The organism is Halorubrum lipolyticum DSM 21995, from assembly GCF_000337375.1.
In the GTDB taxonomy this organism is placed as follows: Archaea; Halobacteriota; Halobacteria; order Halobacteriales; family Haloferacaceae; genus Halorubrum; species Halorubrum lipolyticum.
Window position 1 is genome coordinate 101,699 of record NZ_AOJG01000030.1, and the last position, 20,104, is coordinate 121,802.

Sequence of the window (20,104 nt, forward strand, 5' to 3'; positions counted from 1 at the left end):
CGGCGGGCGAACGGTCACGTATGGTGCGGGACCCGTCGCGCGAGGAGGATCCGCCGTCGGTCGACGACGTGCTGGACGCGCTGGCAGACGACGACGCACGGCGGATCGTCTCGTCGCTCTCCGAGCCGAAGACGGCCAGCGACATCTCGGAGGAGTGCGACATCCCCCTGTCGACGACCTACCGGAAGCTGGAGCTGCTCACCGAGGCGTCCCTCCTGTCGGAGTCGACGGACATCCGCCGCGACGGGCAACACACGACCCGCTACGCAGTCTCGTTCGAGACGGTCACCGTCTCGCTCGACGAGGGCGACGACGTGGAGACCGACCGCGAGTTCGAGATCGAGTTCACGCGTCCGGACCGGACCCGGGACGAACGGCTGGCCGACCTCTGGTCGGAGCTTCGCGAGGAAACATGACTACGCACATCAACCTGCTCATCATCGTGGCAAAGACCGCCATCCTGGTGCTCGGTGGCAGCATCACCTACTACGCGCTCCGGGCGTACGGCCGGACCGGCGACCCCTCGCTGCGGGCGCTCGGCATCGGCTTCGGCGTCGTCACCGTCGGAGCGCTGATCGGCGGCGTCTCCCACCAGATCATCGGCTCGGACCTGGCCGTCGGGATCGCGATCGACAGCCTGCTGACCGCGGTCGGGTTCGGCGTCATCGTCTACTCGCTGACGGTGGAGTAGCGTCCCCCCGTCGCCGGTCTCCGATCCGCTGTCGACGTTCGACGAACCCCGTTTTCGGTAGCCTTTTGCGGCGCTCGGTCGTCGGATCGCGGTATGAGCGACGCACGCGAGGAGCTCTCCCGCCGGATCGCCGGCGAGATAACGCTCAGCGACGACCCCGGAGCGACCCTCCGGAAGTGGCGGACCGACTTCGACGTCTCCCAGACGGAGCTCGCCGACCAGCTCGACGTCTCCTCGTCGGTCGTCTCGGACTACGAGAGCGGGCGCCGCGAGAGCCCGGGGATCGGCGTGGTCCGCCGGACCGTCGACGGCCTCCTGGACATCGACGAGCGGCGCGGCGGCGGGCGGCTCCGCCAGTACGCGCGCGTGCTCTCCGCGGGGTTCGAGAGCGACATCGTCCACGACCTCCGGGAGTACTCGACGGCGGTCCCCTTAGAGGAGTTCTACGAGGCGATGGACGCGACGGAGATCGTGCGCGGCGAGCAGGACCACGTCAACGGCCACACCGTTATCAACTCGATCGAGGCGATCACCCGCCTGTCGAGCGAGGAGTTCTACCGGCTGTACGGCCAGTCGACGAACCGCGCGCTCGTGTTCACCCGCGTCACGCGCGGCGAGTCGCCGCTGGTCGCGCTGCGGGTCGTGAGCCCGACGCCGAACGCGGTCGTGCTCCACGGGATCGAGGACGGCGACCTGTGGGACCACGCGGCCGACCTCGCCCGGGTCGACGGGTTCTCGCTGGCGATCTCGACTCGCGATCTGGACGACTGCCTGACCGACCTCCAGGCGCTCTGAGGCGACGGCTCCGGCGCCGAGGTCATCGCCCCGGACCGCGACCCTGAAACCCCCGGCGGCCCTCGCCCCGGACATGAGCGACGACTACGCCGAGCGGCTCCGCGCGAACCGCCGCGAGAAGGACGACTTCTTCGCCGACCACCCGCAGTCGCCGATCCCGCCCGAGCACCGCGACGAGTTCGACGGGCTCGACTACTTCGAGCCGAACCCCGACTACCGCGTCGAGGCGACCGTCACCGTCCACGACGATCCAGAGCCGGTCGAGATGGAGACCACCGCGAGCAACCCGGTGCGGTACCTCCGGGTCGTCACCTTCGCGTTCGCGGTCGGCGGCGAGGAGCACACCCTCGCGGGCTACCGGCAGGAGGGCGACGACGGGGCCGTCTTCGTCCCCTTCCGCGACAAGACGACCGGCCAGCAGACGTACCGCAACGGGCGGTACATGGAGCTGGAGCCCGACGGGGAGCTCGCCGACGGCGATACGGTGACGGTCGATTTCAACCTCGCGTACAGCCCCTTCTGCGCGTACAGCGAGACGTTCTCGTGTCCGCTCCCGCCCGAGGAGAACTGGCTGGAGATCGTCGTCCCCGCGGGCGAGAAGGCGCCCGACATCGAGTAGTCGGGAGCCCTCGAGGAGACGAGGGTGTCGAACTATTCGCAAGAATTTGATTTCACTCGTGAGTAGCTGAATCAGCCGTCAGAATTGACCTGCATGAACAACGAATCATCCTGCGCCGCCACCGCCACCACCGCCCGACCCGCCGACCATTGCCTTCGCTTTCTTTTCGGTGTCAGAAGTCTTCGAATCGTCGTCACCGCTTTGCTGCTCTTCTTTCGTACGCGCACTTCTTCGCATCGCAACTGTCATAATGCCGACTGCGAGTCCAGAGAACCCAACAGAAACCGAACTTGGAACCCCGACGAGGGCCGTCACTACGCCGGCAACGACACAGCCGACGATGCTTTTTCCGTAGATGTTCAGCCGAGGTCTTTCGAGATGGAGGCCAGACATACCGGCGAGTTCGCCAGAGATCGGTGAATAATTTCGCTGTACTGACCGGTTCACGGATCGGTCACTGAGGTGTGTGGACCGTTCGACACCGTCCCTTCGAACAGGCGGGAACCGCTTCCGTACGCACCGGTCCCCGCGCGGAAAGCCTCAAACCCTCCCCCGCCGAAGCCCGCGTATGCGCACCCGGCTCGCCGCCGCCGGCCTCGTCGCCGTCGGCGTCCTCCTGATGGCGAACCCGCTGTACCTCCCCGTCCCCGTCGGCGAGCCCTCCCCCGCCTACACCCACACTGCACAGCCGGTCGGAGACGGCTCGCCCGTCGCGGGGGTCGACGCGCCCGACGGGGAGAGCGAGACCGCGGACGGCGTCGTCGACTACGCCGACCTCGACCCCGCGGCCCGCGACGCGTTCGACCGCGCGCTCGACGCGGAGGGCGGGTTCGGCGTCGAGGACCCCGACGCGCGCGTCGACTCGCTGTCGTATCCGACGGACCCCTCCCTCGGCGACGGCCTCCTCGTGGTCGAGCACGAGGGCGAGCGCTACGAGTTCTGGACGCGGACCGTCGAACGCGAGCCGGGCGCGGTCGTCGCCCAGCGGATCGCGGTCCAGCCGGTCGCGTTCCTCGCCGGGTTCTTCGCCGTGACCGCCGCGGCCGCCCTCGGAGTCCGGCAGCGGTCGAATCGGAGCCCGAAATAGCGCGGGCCGCGGCTCCGACCCGGTCGGGCTACCGGTCTCGGTCCGCCGCGCTCGGCTGTCCGACGGGTTTCGGAGCGTCACCCGTCTCGATCGCCCGCCGAGTCGACTCGTCGATCTCGACGAGGTGACACAGCGGGTTGCCGGGGTAGACGACGGGGTTCTCTAGGAGGCCGATCAGCAGACCGGTGAACGGCGCCTCGACCCCCACGGCGTCCTCCTTGAACGGGTTGGTGATGGTCGCGATCCGCTCGCCCTCGCGGACGAGGGAGCCGCTCTCGAAGTGGGTGTCGACGATGCCGCCGGAGTCGGCGCGGAGCCACGTCTTCTCGCCCGCGCCGGCGACGATCGTCCGCCAGCCGGGCCAGCGCACCGTATCCGTGTCGAGTAGTCCGTACTCGGCGAAGACCGACCGCACGCCCTCGAGCGCGTCGTCGATGAGCGGGCGCTGGAAGCGGTGGGCCTCGCCCATCTCGATCGTGATCGTGGGGACGCCGTCGGCGGTCGCCTCACCGCGGAGGGTGCCGCTCGGTCCGTCGCTGTCGATGATCACCTTCGAGCCGAACGCCATCGAGAGGCGGTGGACGCCGTCGTCGGTCATGTCGCCGCGGACGTGGAGCATGTTCGTCCGGCCGCGGGTGGAGGTGTGGAAGTCGAGCCCGAAGTCGCAGGGCGCGATGAAGTTCGAGTAGATCTGGTCGGCCATCCGCTTCGAGCTGGTCGACCCCGGCTCGCCGGGGAACGAGCGGTTGAGGTCTCGGTCGTACACCGGGAGGTATCGCTTCTGCGCGATGAACCCCGGGACGTTGAGCACGGGGAGGCAGACGAGGGTGCCGCACAGCGACGAGAGGTCCCAGTCGTGGGCGACCTCGCGGACCACTTCGATGCCGTTGAGCTCGTCGCCGTGCGCGGCCGCCGTGAGGAACACCGTCGGGCCGTCGCGCTCGCCGTTGACGATCGTCACGGGGATCCGAACGGGGTCGCCGAGATACGTCTCGCTGATTCCGTAGCGGATGTTCTGCGTCTCGCCCGGCGGGACCGCGCCGCCGTTGTACGTGAACACCCGGTCGTCGCTCATGCCACGAGGGAGCACGGCAGGGGGTATATATATGGCGACCCGACTATCAGACGGGGAAATCGCCCGTCGACGACGGCGGAGAGACGTGACATCGAGGCGATACCGATCCGGCATCGAGGCCACATCGACCTAGCACCGAACCGACGTCGGCGGCGACGCTGAACCGGGCGACCTTTTACACCGGCACGCGCAGATGCGTCCATGAGTTCGGACTCGGTACGGGTGGGAGTGCTGTCGCTGCACAACAGCAAGGAGACGAAAGCGATCTGCAACGCGGTCGAAGACCTGGGCCACGAGCCGGTGTGGCTCCGCGAGGAGAACGCCGCGATCAGCGTCGAGGACGGCGACGTCTCGGTGGAGCCGTCCGTCGACGTCATCGCGAACCGGCTGCTGCTCTCGAACACCGACCAGCCCGCGGAGCTGCTCGGGCTGGCGACCACGTTCGAGCGCATCCGGCCGATGTTGAACGAGCCGAACGCCGTGCTCGCCTCGATCCACAAGTTCGCCACGGCGGCGACGCTCGCCGACTGGAACATCCGCGTGCCCGACGCGCTGCTCGCGCTGTCGAACGACCGGCTCAACGAGGGCCGCGAGCGCTTCGGCGAGGTCGGCGTTTATAAAACCGCGATCGGTACGCACGGCGGCGGGACGTGGAAGGTCGACCTCACCGAGCGGGTGAACCCGAAGGTGGGGAACCGGCAGGCGTTCCTCCAGAAGCTCATCGACCGCGACGACGAGAAGCACCGCGACCTGCGCGTGTACATCGTCGGCGACGAGATCATCGGCTCGATGTACCGCTACGCGCCCGAGGGCGACTGGCGCACCAACGTCGCGCTCGGCGGCGCAGTCGAGGACGCCACCGACGACATGCCCGACGAGGCCGCCGAGACCGCGCTGTACGCGGCCGACGTGATGGACCTCGACTACGCCGGCGTCGACCTCGTCGAGGGGTACGACGGCTGGTACGTGCTCGAAGTGAATCCGACGGCCGGATTTAAAGGGCTGTTCGAGGCCACCGGCACGAGTCCGGCCCCGCACATCGCCAAGCTCGCGATCGAGACGGTCGGCGGCGAGGTCGACGACGACGACGTGGAGCGGATCTCGGCGACCCTCGACGACTCGCGACCCTCGTGCGCCCCGATGCCGAAGCCGAGCCCGACCGAACAGCCCGTGATCGGCTACATCGAGGAGGTCGTCGTCACCGGCACCTCCGGCTCCACGCAGGCGCTCGCGAAGTCGGACACTGGGGCGACCCGGACCAGCATCGACACCCAGCTCGCCGCCGAGATCGGCGCCGGGCCGATCAAGAGCATGACCCGAGTCAAGTCGGGCAGCATGAAGGGCGGGAAGGCCCGCCCCGTCGTCGACCTCGTGATCGGTATCGGCGGCAACCAGCACACCGTCACCGCGAGCGTCGAGGACCGCGGCCACATGGAGTACCCCCTCCTCCTCGGCCGCGACATCCTCACCGACTACCGGGTCGACGTCCGGAAGCGCGCCGACGTGGAGGAGGCCGAGCGCGACGAGGCCGGCGAGATCCTCGAAGAGGAGGAGTAAGGAGCGACCGCCGGCCGTCGGCCGTTGGCCTCGGCCGTCGAGAGGCTCAGCCGAAGAGGGCGATGACGAGCGCCACGAACAGCAGCTCCCCGCCGATGAGGACCGCCGCGAACAGCCAGTAGCGGTACGTCCAGAGCCACTCCCTCGACCGTTTTAGCGTCGACCGGGAGCGGCGAGGGTCGCCCTCCGCGTCACCGTTGGTCGCGTCCTCAGAGGAGTCGGGGAGGTACGACTCGTCGAGCCGCCACTCGTCGCCGTCGTACGTCGCCGACACCCGGGTCCCCACGAGCTCCTCGACGTCGAGCGGGGAGACGCCGGCGGCCTCGAGGAACGCGACGAACGCCGCCGACTCCGACAGCGAGCCGTGCCGCGGGGCGGGGAATCGCTCGGTGTGCGTCGCGTCGCCGTGCGGGGTCCGGAACTCCACGACGACCTCCGAGCCCGCCGACCGCACTCCGGTCACGATCAGGTCGCGCTCCGCGTCGTTGAGGTACGCCGCTCTGAGGCGGCGCTGCACCTCGTCGTCCACCTCGGCCGTCGCTCCGTCGACGGAAACGTCGTCGGCCTCGGCCGAATGCTCCGCCTCTCGGCCGCCGCTGGAGGGTCGGTCGGGCATCCGGGTCGCCCTTGGCGGCGCGGTACAATAAGCGCGCCGTCGGAACGGGCGTGAACGCCCTGTTCGACCGATTCGAAGAGCGGGGATCTCCCGGTGAGAGCGGGTCGACGTCCGCCGGCGAAACCGCTTCGAGACCCCGCAGTAACGTCGAATCCCGAACAACGCTTTTGTACTTCCGGGTCGGACCGGCGCGTATGAACGAGGGGACGGTGTCCGTGCCGGACGAGCAGTACGACCGGCTCGCGGCGCTCGCGGCCGCCCGCGGCGTGAGCCCCGAGACGCAGCTGGCCCGACTCATCGACGACGCCTACGAGGGGCTCGACGCCGACGCCGCTCACGCCGAGAGCCTCCCGCTCGGGGTGTGCGACGCCGACGGCGAGGAGACGGGAGACGGCGGAGAGTAGCGCAGCGTCGCGCGCTCAGGCCGGATCCTCTTTCGTCACTTCGATCTCGACGCCGTCGGGGTCGACGCCGATCCGCGCGAACTGGGTTCGGACGTGCTCTTTCGCCGCGGTCAGCGCCTGATCGCGGGTGTCGAACCCGCGGGGCATCGGCTCCTCGAAGGCGACCCGGATCTCCTCGCCGTCGACGAGGAGGGCGGAGCCACCGCTCTCGACCTCGTAGAAGGAGTCGCACACCCAGACGTACGGGGCGTCCTCGTCTGGCGCGCCCTTGTAGGCGGGGGGTTCCTCACCGCGCTCGAACACCGTGCCGGTGAGCTCCGTCCCGCCGCCGCTGCCGCGAACGAGTATCATGCCCTCGATACGGTCCGGAGACTCAAAAGGGGCCCGTGAGAACGTCCCGGAACCGGACGGCGAGGGGGAAACGCTTTCGGCGCCGGAGGCGGTGGGTCCGCCATGACGCTGGAGGACTTCACCGAGTTCGGCGACGGCGAGGGCGACGGTGGCGGCGACGCCAACGTCGACACCGCGAACTCCGCGACCGCCGAGTCCGGTGCCACCGAACCCGCTGACGCCGAACGAAGCGACACCGAACGCGGTGCCGGCGAGGGAGTCGACACCACCTCGCCCGGCGGGGACGCGACCGGCGACGGGTTCGCCGCGTACGACGTGGAGCCGGCCGGCGAGGACGCCGGTCTCGGCGTCGTCTCCGTCTCGCAGGGGCTTCGCGTGGCGGAGGAGGAAGACGAGACGACGCTGAAGGCGTTCGTCACGACGGGGAACCGCGAGGCGGTCCGGCTCGGGAAGTACCTTCTCGTCCCGTACCCGGACGGCGAGCGGCTGTTCTGTCGGATCACGGGGTTGGAGTACGCACAGGAGTTCCGGTCGGACGACGCCACCGAGATCCACGCTCGTCGACAGATGCGCCGCGACGACTTCGCCGAGCGCGACTACAAGTTCATGGCCGAGCTGGAGCCGATGTCGGTCGTGTACGGGTCCGGCGACGACATGAAGCGCCGGATGACCGACCGGGTTCCCAAGCCCGGTGCGGTCGTCGAGGAGGCCTCCGACGACGCCGAGATCAAGACCGGGCTGAAGATTCCCGAGGACGGCGTCTTCCTCGGTCACCTCTCCGTCGGCGGCGAGAAGGTGCGGACGGCGGCGGAGCCGCCCACGGTCGACTACCGGGTGAAGGACGACTACGCCGACGGCGACCCGCTCGCGTTCCGGCACACGCTCGTCGCCGGCGGAACCGGGTCGGGGAAGACCCACGCCTCGAAGAACGTCCTCCGGCAGTACCTCGATGCGGACCGCACCTACCCGACCGGCGACGGCCGGGAGTCGCGGATGGCCGTCGTCCAGTTCGACCCGCAGGACGAGTACGCGCAGATGCACGACGACAACACGGACCTCGGCGCCGACTTCGCCCGACGGCTGGACCGGGAGGGGATCGCCCACGGCGGCCACGACGACACCGTCGCCCTGGTGCCGCGGGCCGCGAACGCGACGTATCCGGGAGAGGGGCACCGCGCCGAGCGCGTGGAGTTCACGATCCCCTTCTCGCTGGCGCGGGACATGCCGTGGCTCGTCGCCGGCTCCGGGCTCAACGAGAACCAGTACCCCGCCCTGTTGACCCTGATAAATCGCTTCTTCCGCGACTACGGCGACTCGGGCACCTACAGCCAGTTCCTCTCGTACCTCGACGACCCGGCGCTCAAAGAGGAGCTCGACGAGAGCGGGCGGATCCACGAGGCGACGTTCGACGCCGTCAAACGGCGGGTCCGCGGCGTCCCCGGCGGGATCTTCGACCAGGACGCGAAGCCGATCACGGAGCTGGACCACACGCTCGTCCGACCGGGGGGGCTCTCCGTGATCCCGACGTACCACCTCCCGACCTCCAGACAGAAGGAGATCGTCGTGCTCGCGGTCGCGGGGCTGCTCGTCGACGACAAGCTCTCGAACGACCCGGACAGTGACCGGATCGAGGAGACGCCGCTGCTCATCGGGATGGACGAGGCGCACAACTTCCTCGCCGACGCCGACACCGTGCAGGCCCGGAAGGTCGTCCAGAAGTTCACGGAGGCCGCGAAACAGGGCCGCAAGGAGCGGCTCGGTCTGTTCCTGATCACGCAGGACCCGCAGGACGTGGCCGAGTCGGTGTTCAAACAGGTGAACACGAAGGTCGTCTTGAACCTCGGCGACGAGGACGCGATCTCCAGCGTGAACATCCCCGCGAACCTCGCCGGGAAGGTCCCGTACATGGAGAAGGGACAGATGGTGGTCTACTCGCCCGACAACTCCGAGCCCGTCGAGCTGATCGGGCTCTCGAAGTGCGTGACGCGGCACGAGTAAACTACCCCGCCCTACTCGCTCACGGCTTCGCCGTTCGCTTCGTTGCGGGCGGGGCTTTCACGTGGACTCCCGTTCTGGCCATCGCTGGCAGGCTCGTAATTACCGTTCACGTTCAACGTCCCGCGATTCAAGCGCACGTTTACGGGTGCGCCTCCACCCGACGACGTTTGCGCCGAGCGGAGATACTTCAGACCGATATTCTTCGCCGCGTTGTAGTCGGCGTGCGGTGAGTATCCGCACTTCAGGCACTCGAATACCTCTTGGCCGTCCGAGGTCGGGCGGTTGTCCTCATGAGTGAACCCGCACTTTGAACATCGCTGGGAGGTGTAGGCGGGACTCACCTGCTCGACGGAGATGCCGACAACTTCGGCTTTGTACTCGACGTACTCGAACAGGCGTCGGAACGCCCACGCGTGGAACTTCTTGGCGTTCGGCATCCGCTCACGAATGCCGGTCAGGTTCTCGAACGCGATCACGTCACAGTCGTGTTCGACGGCTTCTGCGACGAGTTCTTTCGAGACGGTGTGTAAAAAGTGGTCGTAGCGTCCCGTCTCCGTGCGCCCGACCGATTGGATGGTTTCGTGAGCGGCCCGCGTCCCGCGCTGTTGAAGCGACCCGCGTCGCTTCTCGAACTCGCGGCGCCAGTGGTTCAACTCCGACCCGTTCCAGAACGTGCCCGTTGACGTGACAGCGACGTTTTCGATGCCGAGGTCAACGCCGAGGACTGTGTTGTGCTCGTCGTTGCCGTCGTCGGCAGTCTCGAACTCTACGTCCGCCTTTGTGCGGACGTGAAGGTAGAACTCGCCGTCTCGGTAGTGAAGTTCTGCGCCCGTCACCTCGTAGTCGTCGTTGAACAGATACTCCGAGTGGGGCGTCTCGTGGCTCCCGTCTGGAAGGACGTACTCAGCAGTGATGCGACCTTCGACGGTTGCGAGCGTCGCATGGTCGTCGTTGAACGTCGCACAGCGCTTGTCGTAGACGAGTGTGGGGGCGGAAAAGGACGGTTTCCCTGCGTAGTCGCCTTGTTTCCACCGAGCGACGACACTTTGGACGGCGTCGGCGGCCTTGTTACGAGCGTTCTGAACGAGATTCGCTTGTAACCGTGTCTCTGCCCGCACGTCGTCGTAGGTCTCTCGTTGGAGTTCGGCTTTGCTCGTCGTTTTATACTCGCCTTGCCAGGCGTGGTCGACGACGTAGTTGGCGGCCCACAGGAACTCGGAGATAGTTTCATGGAGGAGGTCGGCGTCGCTGTCGGCCATATCGAGCTTGACTGGCACGGTGCGTCGTACCTCCATCCGTACTTCAGACGTATTTTTTACTTTTTATATTAGTGACGATTCAGTGAGAAGTCGGCCGACGATCGAACGTGGCTGGTGTAGTGCCTGGTCGGTTTCCTCTCCGACCCACTCGCTCGCTTCGCTCGCTCTCTCCTCACGGGCCGCAGGCCCGTTCGGATGGTCAGCGGGACCTACGGTCCCATACGACTTGAGGTCGGAGGCTCCACCTTGTATTATGCTGACGGGACGCGCCGGCGCCTCGAGAGGCGACCGCGCGCCGGATTGCCGTCGGCTCGGAGCCGCCGCCGACCTTTTTACGCCGAGCGAGCGAACCGCGGGTATGACCAAACGGATCCTCGTCGCGATCGACGGCTCGACCGAGGCGGCCGAGGCGCTCCAGTTCGCGGCGTCGGAGTGGCCCGACGCCGAGCTGACGGCCCTCCACGTGATCAACCCCGCGGACTCGGCGACGGGCGCGGAGGGCGGGTTCCCGGGTGCCGCCGACCAGTGGTACGACAGCGCCAAGCAGCGCGGCGAGCGGATCCTGACCGAGGCGACCGCGGCGGTCGACCGCGAGGTCGAGACGAGACTGGAGGTCGGGCGCCCGACGGCGACGATCCTCGGCGTCGCGGGCGGCGAGAAACCGGTCGGCGGGGACGACGACGACGGCGAGCCGTACGACCACGTCGTGTTGGCGAGTCAGGGTCGGACCGGGCTCTCCCGGGTCCTGCTCGGGAGCGTCGCGGAAGGCGTGGTCCGCCGCGCCGAGGTGCCCGTTACCGTCGTTCGGTGAGGGGGGACGGGAGCGCTGGCGTGAAGCGGGCGTTGGCGATCAGCCGTCCGCCCGCTCTGCCTCGACCACCTCGCCGACAATCGTCCATCCCTCCTCGTCGGGACCCGACCGCCCGAGAAGCACGGACTCGTGGTCCTCCGAGGTGATCAGCCGGAACTCGGCGTCGCCGTCGGTATCGGTCCGAACGCCCTCGCCTCGGAACTCCCGCTGGAAGAACTCGGTCGAAGAGAACTCGAAGACGCCGGCGGTGTCGCCTCCGTCGAGGGTGAGCCGAACGGCCCGGGGTTGGATGTTGTGGATGCGCTTAGCGACGGGGTGGAGATCGGGCATGGTCGCGAGTCGGTGCGGATCGGAATAAAGGCGCCGTCCGAGCCCGGACTCCGACGAGATCGAGATATGAGTCCCATCCCGCGCAGGTCTCGGAGCCACCGTACGAAGTTAATACGTTCCGGCGCGTTGATACGTGGGATCACCCATGTTGTCAGAATCCATAAACTATCTCCGCGACGGCGAAGACGCCATCGTGACGGTCGCGATCGGCGGAGTGCTGCTGATCGCGAGTCCGCTCCTGATCCCGTCGTTCCTCGTGCTCGGATACCTCACGCGCGTCATCCGTCGGACGGCCGACGGCGACGCCGAGCCGCCGGTGTTCGAGGCGTGGGGTGACCTCCTCGTCGAGGGGGCGAAGGCGTTCGCCGTCACGTTCGTCTATTCGCTGCTGCCGCTCGCGATCCTCGCGGTCGCCGCGGTGTTCGGTGTCGGCGCGGTCGTCGTCGGGTCCAGTGACGGCGCCGGCGGCCTCCTCGGCGGGCTGATCGGCGGGCTGCTGGCGCTGGTGCTCGTCGTCGTCGCGCTCGCCGTCTCGCTCGCCGGCCTCTACGTGACTCCGGCCGCGCTGGCCGCGGTCGCCGACTCGGGACGCGTCGGCGACGGCTTCGCGGTCGGCACGCTCTGGGGCGTCGTCACGAAGCGGGCGTACGCCGTCGGCTGGCTCACGACCGCCGCGGTGGTGTTCGCCGGAGCGCTAGCGATCGGCGTGCTCTCGGTCGTGCCGGTGCTCGGCACGATCGCCGGGTTCTTCGTCCAGTTCTACGCGATCGTCGCCGCGGCCGCGATCATCGGCTGGACGTGGACCGACGTGCGGCCGGTCGCGACCGACGTTACGGACCCCGACCCCGCGAATCGGCCCGCCGTGTGACATCGTCGGCTAGCCGAGACTCGTCAAGGCTCGACGGCGACGGAACGGACGGCGGGAAAAAGCTGCGACTGCGAGAGGACTACGCTTCGAGAACGTCGTCGTAGTCGCCGGCGTCGACGCGGTCGTCGAACGTCCGGGCGTCCTCGCCCTCGATGGTGACGCCGAGGGAGGCGCAGGTGCCGCCGACCTCCTTGGCGGCGTTTTTCACGTCGTACGCGAGCAGGTCGCTCGACTTCTGCTCGGCGACCTTCTTCACCTGTTCGATGGACATGTCCGCGACGAAGTCCGTCTGGGGCTCGCCGGAGCCGGTCTCGAAGCCGGCTTCGTCTTTGATCAGTTCGGCCGTCGGCGGGACGCCGACCTCGATCGTGAAGGAGCCGTCGTCGTCGTACTCGACGGTGACGGGCACTTCCATGCCGTCGAACGCGGCGGTTTCCTCGTTGATCTGCGCCACGACATCCTGAACGTCCACCGGCGTCGGACCGAGCTCCGGACCGAGCGGCGGGCCGGGGTTGGCCTGCCCGCCGGGGACGAGCGCTTCGATAGTTCCAGCCATATCCGTACGAACCCGGCGGCGACTTTTAACGGTTGTTCTTTCGAGCAGCGGGAGCCAGCGGTTCGCACACTTCCGAAATCGGCCGCGGCGCGGCGGTTACGTTGCATTGTACGGCGAGCCGAAGGTGAACGGTCATTTATAAGCTCCCGCTTGCGGGCTGTGCGGACCTCGCGGGCTGTGCGGACCTCGCGGGCTGTGCGGACCTCGCGGGCTGTGCGGACCTCGCGGGCTGTGCGGACCTNGCGGACCTCGCGGGCTGTGCGGACCTCGCGGGCTGTGCGGACCTCGCGGGCTGTGCGGACCTCGCGGGCTGTGCGGACCTCGCGGGCTGCGACTCCCGCGTTCTCCCCCGTTCCACTCGCGGGACCGCAACCGCACCTCGCGCCTCCCCAGCCTCGGCGGACGGGCCGGCGCGGCTCCGCCCGCGCCGGCCCGCCGCCTCCCTCGCGGTCTCCTCGCGCTCGCGGACGCGAGCGCTCGGAGGCGCGCCAGCGGCCATGAAAATCGGAGACTCGAGTAAATTGGGGACTCGAGTGAGAATCCGTTTATAAGGCGTAGCGACCGGCGGTCGGAGGGGGCCGTCGGCTACGGCTCCACCGGAGCCGACCCGTCGCTCTGTCCCGTCTCGCCCGCGGTGCGTCCGGGGAGGAACGTCCCGGTCTCGCGGCGGACACCGAGGAGCAGCGCGGCGCCCGCGGCGAGCGGGAGGACCGCGCAGGCGGCGTAGATGGGCGCGAAGCCGACCGACTCGATCAGCGGCAGCGACACCATCGGGCCGAGGCCGCCGCCCACGTCGCCGAGGACGTTGTTCGTCCCCGAGGCGCGCCCCATCCGCTCGTCGGGGGTCAGGTCCGCGAGCAGGGCCATCATCGGGCCGCTCGTCCCGCCCTGCCCGGCGCCGATGAAGACGCAGGCGAGCCCGAGCGAGACCACCGACCCGGCCCGGGCGAGCAGCAGGAACCCGACGAACGAGACCACGAGGAACGTCAGCAGTATCGGCGTCCGAGAGTCCCGGGTGTCCGAGATCCGCCCGCCGACGAGCATGAAAAAGGACGCCGAGAGGACCGTACCGGCCATGAACAGCCCGGAGGTCCCCTGCGGGGCGAGCCCCAGCAGGGAGATGTCGTTTTCCCCGAGGAACAGCACGAGCGTGGAGAACAGCGCGCCGATGTACGCGAACATCAGCCCGAAGTTGACCAGCCCGACGGTCAGTGCGGGAACGGCGGTGTCGACGTCCCACGGCTTGATCGAGTCCCCGGAGCGGTCGCCCGTGACGTGCGTCTCCGGGACGTAGCGGTAGGCGACGACGCTGGCGGTCAGCGCGAACGCGGCGGCGACGGCGAAGGCGGCGACGTTGCCCGCGAGCGCGGAGACGACCCCGCCGAGCACGAGGCCGGCCGGGAACCCCATGGTGATCCCGCCGCGGACGACGCCCATGTTCGTCCCCCGCGACCCGCTGTCGGAGAGGTCCGCGGCGATGGTGTAGGCGGTCGCGAACACCGCGGCGGAGCCGAGCCCCCAGAGCACCCGCGCGAGCAGGAACCACGTCTCGGGCGCGACGGCGGCCGCCATCGGGGCGAACCACTGCTCGGGGCCGACGACCAGCGGGCCGGCCGCGATCGTCGGCAACGAGGCCGCGAGGGGGCGGAGCGACTCGGCGGGGGGCATCGAGAGCGCGACGACGTAGCCGAGGGTGGCGACGCCCTCGACGAACAGCCCGACGACGAACGGGGTGCGCGTCCCGTACCGGTCGACGAGGGCGCCGGCGGGCGCGTTCGCGACGAGCCGCACCCACCGGTTCGCGGAGAGGATCACGCCGACCATGAACGCCGAGATACCGAGGACCGCACCGAGGTTCGGCAGGATGGGGAAGACGACCCCGCCGCCGAACCCGACGAAGAAGGTGCTGGCGATCACCGCGAGCAGCACCGTCGGCGGCCGATCGAACCCGAGCAATCCCACCTCACTCACCCCGGTTCGTCGCGGCGGCGACGGGGGCGGTCAACGCCCGCCGCACCGAGTCGCCGGTCATTCGCTCACGTCCCCGTCACCGGGCGTCATCTCCGCGATCCCCGCTTCGAGCGACGGGAGCGCCACGCCCTCGGCGAGCAGCGGTTCGACGATCCGGCGGAGCGTCGCCTCGGCGACGGCCCGCGTGTACGTCGGTTCGGGGCGGTCGACGACGTCGAGGGCTCCGAGCCCGCCGTCCCCCGGCTCGTGACCCGAACCGTCCGCGTCCGAGCCCTCTACGTCCGAGCCCTCTACGTCCGAACCGTCGCCGTCGACGGTGTCTTTCGCGCCTCGACTCAGCGTGATCTGCCGCGTCCGCGCGCCGTCGAGCGTCGCGACCAGCAGCGCCGCCGTCTCCTCGACGTCGACGTCGCGGAAGACCCCCGCCTCGATGCCGGACTCGAGGATGTCGACGACGGTGCCGCGGAGCAGCCGATCGCTCCGGGCGAGCTGTCGACGGATCGGCTCGTTGAACGGCCCCTGCGTGCGGAGTTCGAGGAGCGCGATGTGGAACGCCTCGCGGTCGACCGCCTCGGGCTCGAAGACGAACCACCCGATGAACCCCGCGAGCCGCTCGGCCGGCGGATCGTCCGCGTGGGCCGCGATCCGGCGCTCCGAGTCGCTGATGACGTGGTCGAGGAAGGCGACGAGCAGCTCCTCCTTCGTGTCGTAGTGGTAGTGGAGCAGCGACTTGCTCTTCGAGCACTCGTCGGCGATGTCCTGCATCGTCACGTCGGCGTAGCCGTGGGAGCGGAGCGCGCGATAGACCCCGTCCATGATCTCGTCGGCCGCGCTCGGCTCGTCGGTCATTGACTGACCGGTCAGTCAGCGATCGGTAAATCCCTATCGGTCGGAGAACGATCGGTCGCTACGTCGGACAGAGCGGCCGCTCAGCGCGTAGAACAGTCGAAAAGCCGATACACCCGTGAACGTCGTCGCCGGAGTTACAGGCGGGTGACGTTCGTCGCGCGCGGACCCTTGTCCGCTTCCTCGATGTCGAACTCGACTTCCTGACCCTCTTCGAGGTCCGGGCCGCCGACGTCCTCCATGTGGAAGAACACGTCCTCGTCCGCGTCATCAGTCTCGATAAATCCGTAGCCGCCAGTGTCGTTGAAGAAGTCAACTTCGCCTTTCGCCATTGCGTCCGTAACAGCGGGAGGAGTACATAAAAGGCTTCCGTGAGCGAGACGGGCGTGCCAAGACGGGTCATACCCGGACGCGGGAGGGGGATCTGTCGGGGTGGATCCCGCCGTGTTAGTAACTACTATACGACCCCGGTGCGGAACCGTTAGGTATGAGTCAGTCGTACAATCGAGGCCTCATCGAGGACTTCAGCCGCTGGCGGGAGTTCCAAGCGGGGATGTGGGCCTGGATCTTTCATAAATTCACGGGGTGGGTGCTCATCGGCTATCTGTTCACGCACATCGCCGTGTTGAGTACCGCCATCCCGGCAGCCGACGGCGCGACGATGATGTTCCAGGGGTCACAGACGGACGTGTTCACGGGGACGATCGTCAGCCTGGAAGGGCTGCTCTTAGTGCGTATCTTGGAGGTCGGCCTGCTCGCGGTCGCCGTCTTCCACATGCTCAACGGCACTCGGCTCCTCCTCGTCGACCTCGGCGTCGGGCTGGAGGCACAGGACAAGAGCTTCTACGCGTCGCTAATCCTGACCGGAGCGATCACCGTCGCGTCAGTTCCGACCTTCATCGCGGGGGCGTTCTGAGATGGCTGAGCGTTACTCCTCGTTCAACTCCGGCGGTCGGATGTGGTTGCTCCAGCGCGTCACGGCGGCGTTCCTGCTCGTCGTGTTAGCGTTCCACTTCTTCCTGCTCCACTTCGTTCACCACGCCGACGAGGTCACGCTCGCGGCCAGCTCGGCGCGGATGGAGCAGCTGAGCTACTACTCGCTGATGGTGCTGTTCCTCGTCACGGCGACGTTCCACGGGGTCAACGGCGTGTACAACGCCCTCGTCAACCAGGGACTCACCGGCACCAAACGCACGGTCGTCAAGTGGTCGCTCGTGGCCGCGAGCGTCGTGCTGCTGTTCCAGGGGATTCGGACGGCGAACGCATGGGCGGGCGGTTTCCCGCTTCTCTGAACTATGAGTACGCAGATACCGAAACAGACGGACGAATCGAGCGACACCGACGCCGAGGCGGAGGCGCCTTCGAAAGGCGACGAGCGTCGAGACGAGAAGCGACGGCGCGCCGCCGAGGAGCGCGCGCGCCGGCAGGCGGAGGAGGCCGAGAAGGCCGCCGCCGACGAAGAGACGGTCGAGCTGAAGGTGTTCCGGTACGACCCCGAGATCGAGGGGAAACAGGAGCCCCGGTTCGACACGTTCCACGTCCCGTTCACGAAGGGGATGACCGTCCTCGACGCGCTGATGTACTCGCGGGACACGTACGACTCCTCGCTCACGTTCCGGCACTCCTGCCGGCAGGCGGTCTGCGGCTCCGACGCGATGTTCGTCAACGGCGGCCAGAAGCTGGCGTGTAAGACCCAGATATCGGATCTCGAAGAACCGATCCGGGTGGAGCCGCTCCCGCACGCCGAGGTTCGGAAGGACCTCGTCGTCGACCTCGAGCACTTCTATGACCAGATGGAGGCCGTTGAGCCGTACTTCCAGACGAACGAGTATCCCGACGGCGAGCTGGAGGAGCAGCGACAGACGCGGGAGAACCGCGAGAAGATCAAGATGTCGACCCGGTGTATCTGGTGTAGCGCGTGTATGTCGTCGTGTAACATCGCCGCCGGCGACAACGAGTACCTCGGTCCCGCCGCGATCAACAAGGCCTACCGGTTCGCGATGGACGAGCGCGAGGGCGAGGACATGAAACAGAAGCGGCTGGAGATCATCGAGCAGGAACACGGCGTCTGGCGGTGCCAGACCCAGTTCTCCTGTACCGAGGTGTGCCCGAAGGACATCCCGCTCACCGAGCACATCCAGGAGCTGAAGCGGGAAGCGGTCAAGAACAACCTGAAGTTCTGGTGAGCGCGGTGGACACGCTCAAGGGCATTCGGAACCAACAAAACACCATATCACAATGCACGAACACGACGTAATCGTTGTCGGCGCCGGGGGGGCGGGACTCCGGGCGGCGATCGCGGCACAGGAAGCGGGGGCCGACGTGGCCATCGTCTCGAAGCTCCATCCGGTCCGATCGCACACGGGCGCGGCCGAGGGCGGAATCAACGCGGCGCTTCGCGACGCCGACTCGTGGCAGGACCACGCCTACGACACGATGAAGGGCTCCGACTACCTCGGGGACGCCCCGGCGGTCGAGGCCCTCTGTCAGGAGAGCCCGGAAGAGGTCATCCAACTCGAACACTGGGGGATGCCGTTCTCCCGCGAGGACGACGGGCGCGTCTCTCAGCGACCGTTCGGCGGGCTCTCGTTCCCCCGGACCACGTACGCGGGCGCCGAGACCGGCCACCAGATGCTCCACACGATGTACGAGCAGGTGGTCAAACGCGGGATCACGGTGTACGACGAGTGGCACGTGATGGAGCTCGCCGTCACCGACGAGGACGACCCGGCCGATCGGACCTGCCACGGCGTCGTCGCCTACGACATCCAGAGCGGCGAGGTCAGCGGCTTCCGCGCCGAGAACGGCGTCATCCTCGCGACCGGCGGGATGGGACAGGTGTTCGACCACACCACCAACGCGGTCGCGAACACCGGCGACGGCGTCGCGATGGCGTACCGCGCGGGCGTCCCGATGGAGGACATGGAGTTCATCCAGTTCCACCCGACGACGCTGCCGTCGACGGGCGTTCTCATCTCCGAGGGGGTCCGCGGTGAGGGCGGCATCCTCTACAACGAGAAGGGCGAGCGCTTCATGTTCGAGCACGGCTACGCGAACAACGACGGCGAGCTCGCCTCCCGCGACGTGGTCTCCCGCGCCGAGCTGACCGAGGTCAACGAGGGGCGCGGCATCGAGGACGAGTACGTCCACCTCGACATGCGCCACCTCGGCGAGGAGCGCATCCTCGACCGGCTGGAGAACATCCTTCACCTCGCGGAGGACTTCGAGGGCGCCGACGGGCTCACGGAGCCGATGCCGGTCAAGCCCGGGCAGCACTACGCGATGGGCGGCATCGAGACGAACGAGTTCGGCGAGACCGTCATCGGCGGCCTCTACGCCGCCGGCGAGTGCGCCTGCGCGTCGGTCCACGGCGCGAACCGCCTCGGCGGCAACGCTCTGCCCGAGCTGATCGTCTTCGGCAAGCGTGCCGGGCGCCACGCCGCCGGCGAGGAGATGGGCGAGGCCGAGATCACGACCGGGAAACAGGGCGACTGGCAGCCCGCCGACTACGAGTTCGAGGTCGAGGTCGGCGAGGTCGGCGGCCAGGGGCCGGCCGCGGCCGACGGCGGCGCGGTGGCGACGGACCCCGACGGCGTGCTCGAGGCCGAGGTCGAACGCGCGAAGGCCCGCGTCGAGGAACTGCTCTCGCGGAAGGGCCGGAACCACGCCGAGATCCGCTCGAAGGTCCAGCAGACGATGACCGACAACGTCAACGTGTTCCGCGAGGAGGGCCGGCTCGGAGAGACGCTCGGCGACCTCCGCGAGGCCCGAGAGGCGTACAAGGACGTGGCCGTCTCGGACCCGTCTCGGACGTTCAACACGGACCTCATCCACACGATGGAAACCCGAAACATCCTCGACATCGCCGAGGCGCTCACGATGGGCGCGCTCGCGCGTGAGGAGTTCCGCGGCGCCCACTGGCGGAAGGAGCACCAAGAGCGGAAAGACGAGGAGTGGCTGAAACACACGCTCATCTCGTGGAACGACGGCGAACCCGAACTCTGGTACAAGCCGACGATCCTCGAAGGGGAGAACAAGACGTACGAGCCGAAGAGCCGGTCGTACTGAACGGGAAACGACCACGATCGATCCGGATCGTTCACGGTCTCCTATCCGTCGTCGGTCGAAACTCGGCGGGAGTCCCCCGGTCGGGACGCCGACGGCGTCACCGTCGTCGGTCGCGCTTCGACGCGTTTCAGGCGTTTTCGGCCCGCTCTCACCCATCGACGTTGTTTCGACGATCGTTGAAAAGGGGGTTTATTATCGTCGA

At 68.1% G+C, this 20,104-nt stretch carries 24 protein-coding genes; 14 read left to right on the forward strand and 10 right to left on the reverse strand.

Annotated features, from left to right (window positions below; all coding sequences use genetic code 11):
- The first annotated feature begins 20 nt into the window (after nt 1-20).
- The 4 genes from C469_RS10940 (at nt 21) to C469_RS10955 (ending at nt 2,105) form a co-directional block, all read left to right on the forward strand.
- A complete protein-coding gene (locus C469_RS10940) occupies nt 21-416 on the forward strand; it encodes a winged helix-turn-helix domain-containing protein (RefSeq protein ID WP_008006595.1) in 396 nt (131 codons plus the stop codon).
- Entirely contained in the window at nt 413-691 is a 279-nt protein-coding gene (locus C469_RS10945; protein WP_008006596.1) for a DUF7521 family protein, read from the forward strand. The genes C469_RS10940 and C469_RS10945 overlap by 4 nt, the downstream gene beginning before the upstream one ends.
- A 93-nt stretch (nt 692-784) precedes the next feature.
- Nucleotides 785-1,486, forward strand: coding sequence for a helix-turn-helix domain-containing protein (locus C469_RS10950; protein WP_008006597.1), 702 nt, complete (start codon nt 785-787; stop codon nt 1,484-1,486).
- Between the two features lie 73 nt (nt 1,487-1,559).
- Nucleotides 1,560-2,105 (forward strand): DUF1684 domain-containing protein, encoded by a 546-nt coding sequence (locus C469_RS10955; RefSeq protein WP_008006598.1) that lies wholly within the window; start codon nt 1,560-1,562, stop codon nt 2,103-2,105.
- Between the two features lie 105 nt (nt 2,106-2,210).
- Here C469_RS10955 and C469_RS16805 read toward each other — a convergent pair whose 3' ends face one another.
- Entirely contained in the window at nt 2,211-2,498 is a 288-nt protein-coding gene (locus tag C469_RS16805; protein WP_147587287.1) for a hypothetical protein, read from the reverse strand.
- Between the two features lie 175 nt (nt 2,499-2,673).
- Between C469_RS16805 and C469_RS10960 the strand changes: the two genes are divergently transcribed.
- On the forward strand, nt 2,674-3,192 hold the full coding sequence (locus C469_RS10960; RefSeq protein WP_008006599.1) for a hypothetical protein: 519 nt from the start codon (nt 2,674-2,676) through the stop codon (nt 3,190-3,192).
- 28 nt (nt 3,193-3,220) lie between these two features.
- On the opposite strand, the gene C469_RS10965 is transcribed toward C469_RS10960, so the two are convergent.
- The gene (locus tag C469_RS10965; RefSeq protein WP_008006600.1) at nt 3,221-4,267 is read right to left on the reverse strand and encodes a succinylglutamate desuccinylase/aspartoacylase family protein; all 1,047 of its coding nucleotides are present in this window, start codon (nt 4,265-4,267) and stop codon (nt 3,221-3,223) included.
- A gap of 201 nt (nt 4,268-4,468) precedes the next feature.
- On the opposite strand from C469_RS10965, the gene C469_RS10970 reads away from it, so the two are divergent.
- Complete coding sequence (locus C469_RS10970; RefSeq protein WP_187127452.1) at nt 4,469-5,824, forward strand: putative ATP-dependent zinc protease; 1,356 nt, start codon at nt 4,469-4,471, stop codon at nt 5,822-5,824.
- Nucleotides 5,825-5,870: 46 nt separating this feature from the next.
- Here C469_RS10970 and C469_RS10975 read toward each other — a convergent pair whose 3' ends face one another.
- Nucleotides 5,871-6,440, reverse strand: a complete 570-nt coding sequence (locus C469_RS10975; protein ID WP_008006603.1) for a hypothetical protein — start codon at nt 6,438-6,440, stop codon at nt 5,871-5,873.
- Between the two features lie 194 nt (nt 6,441-6,634).
- Between C469_RS10975 and C469_RS10980 the strand changes: the two genes are divergently transcribed.
- On the forward strand, nt 6,635-6,844 hold the full coding sequence (locus C469_RS10980) for a hypothetical protein (protein ID WP_008006605.1): 210 nt from the start codon (nt 6,635-6,637) through the stop codon (nt 6,842-6,844).
- Between the two features lie 15 nt (nt 6,845-6,859).
- Here the strand turns inward: C469_RS10980 and C469_RS10985 are convergent, their stop codons facing one another.
- Nucleotides 6,860-7,195, reverse strand: a complete 336-nt coding sequence (locus C469_RS10985) for a DUF7113 family protein (protein ID WP_008006608.1) — start codon at nt 7,193-7,195, stop codon at nt 6,860-6,862.
- 102 nt (nt 7,196-7,297) lie between these two features.
- Between C469_RS10985 and C469_RS10990 the strand changes: the two genes are divergently transcribed.
- Complete coding sequence (locus tag C469_RS10990) at nt 7,298-9,193, forward strand: ATP-binding protein (RefSeq protein WP_008006609.1); 1,896 nt, start codon at nt 7,298-7,300, stop codon at nt 9,191-9,193.
- Nucleotides 9,194-9,204: 11 nt separating this feature from the next.
- Here C469_RS10990 and C469_RS10995 read toward each other — a convergent pair whose 3' ends face one another.
- Nucleotides 9,205-10,488 carry an RNA-guided endonuclease InsQ/TnpB family protein gene (locus tag C469_RS10995; protein WP_049911322.1) on the reverse strand — a complete coding sequence of 428 codons (1,284 nt, stop codon included), beginning with the start codon at nt 10,486-10,488 and terminating at the stop codon, nt 9,205-9,207.
- Between the two features lie 322 nt (nt 10,489-10,810).
- Here C469_RS10995 and C469_RS11000 point away from each other — a divergent pair, with 322 nt between their 5' ends.
- The gene (locus tag C469_RS11000; protein ID WP_008006615.1) at nt 10,811-11,263 is read left to right on the forward strand and encodes a universal stress protein; all 453 of its coding nucleotides are present in this window, start codon (nt 10,811-10,813) and stop codon (nt 11,261-11,263) included.
- Nucleotides 11,264-11,302: 39 nt separating this feature from the next.
- Here C469_RS11000 and C469_RS11005 read toward each other — a convergent pair whose 3' ends face one another.
- On the reverse strand, nt 11,303-11,593 hold the full coding sequence (locus C469_RS11005) for a hypothetical protein (protein ID WP_008006617.1): 291 nt from the start codon (nt 11,591-11,593) through the stop codon (nt 11,303-11,305).
- Between the two features lie 145 nt (nt 11,594-11,738).
- Between C469_RS11005 and C469_RS11010 the strand changes: the two genes are divergently transcribed.
- Nucleotides 11,739-12,461 carry a DUF4013 domain-containing protein gene (locus C469_RS11010; protein ID WP_008006618.1) on the forward strand — a complete coding sequence of 241 codons (723 nt, stop codon included), beginning with the start codon at nt 11,739-11,741 and terminating at the stop codon, nt 12,459-12,461.
- Between the two features lie 79 nt (nt 12,462-12,540).
- Here C469_RS11010 and C469_RS11015 read toward each other — a convergent pair whose 3' ends face one another.
- The 4 genes from C469_RS11015 to C469_RS11030 form a co-directional block, all read right to left on the reverse strand.
- Nucleotides 12,541-13,017, reverse strand: coding sequence for a 50S ribosomal protein L11 (locus C469_RS11015; protein WP_008006620.1), 477 nt, complete (start codon nt 13,015-13,017; stop codon nt 12,541-12,543).
- Between the two features lie 585 nt (nt 13,018-13,602).
- Nucleotides 13,603-14,979, reverse strand: a complete 1,377-nt coding sequence (locus C469_RS11020) for an MFS transporter (protein ID WP_049911350.1) — start codon at nt 14,977-14,979, stop codon at nt 13,603-13,605.
- 66 nt (nt 14,980-15,045) lie between these two features.
- Nucleotides 15,046-15,837 carry a TetR/AcrR family transcriptional regulator gene (locus tag C469_RS11025; RefSeq protein WP_008006624.1) on the reverse strand — a complete coding sequence of 264 codons (792 nt, stop codon included), beginning with the start codon at nt 15,835-15,837 and terminating at the stop codon, nt 15,046-15,048.
- 134 nt (nt 15,838-15,971) lie between these two features.
- Nucleotides 15,972-16,166, reverse strand: coding sequence for a cold-shock protein (locus C469_RS11030; protein ID WP_004046659.1), 195 nt, complete (start codon nt 16,164-16,166; stop codon nt 15,972-15,974).
- Between the two features lie 155 nt (nt 16,167-16,321).
- Between C469_RS11030 and sdhC the strand changes: the two genes are divergently transcribed.
- The 4 genes from sdhC to C469_RS11050 are packed head-to-tail and all read left to right on the forward strand — an operon-like array spanning nt 16,322 to nt 19,902.
- A complete protein-coding gene (sdhC, locus tag C469_RS11035; RefSeq protein WP_008006626.1) occupies nt 16,322-16,750 on the forward strand; it encodes a succinate dehydrogenase, cytochrome b556 subunit in 429 nt (142 codons plus the stop codon).
- Between the two features lies 1 nt (nt 16,751).
- Nucleotides 16,752-17,126 carry a succinate dehydrogenase subunit D gene (locus tag C469_RS11040; RefSeq protein ID WP_008006627.1) on the forward strand — a complete coding sequence of 125 codons (375 nt, stop codon included), beginning with the start codon at nt 16,752-16,754 and terminating at the stop codon, nt 17,124-17,126.
- Nucleotides 17,127-17,129: 3 nt separating this feature from the next.
- Complete coding sequence (locus C469_RS11045; RefSeq protein ID WP_008006630.1) at nt 17,130-18,020, forward strand: succinate dehydrogenase/fumarate reductase iron-sulfur subunit; 891 nt, start codon at nt 17,130-17,132, stop codon at nt 18,018-18,020.
- Nucleotides 18,021-18,072: 52 nt separating this feature from the next.
- Nucleotides 18,073-19,902, forward strand: a complete 1,830-nt coding sequence (locus C469_RS11050; RefSeq protein ID WP_008006632.1) for an FAD-binding protein — start codon at nt 18,073-18,075, stop codon at nt 19,900-19,902.
- Nucleotides 19,903-20,104: the final 202 nt, after the last annotated feature.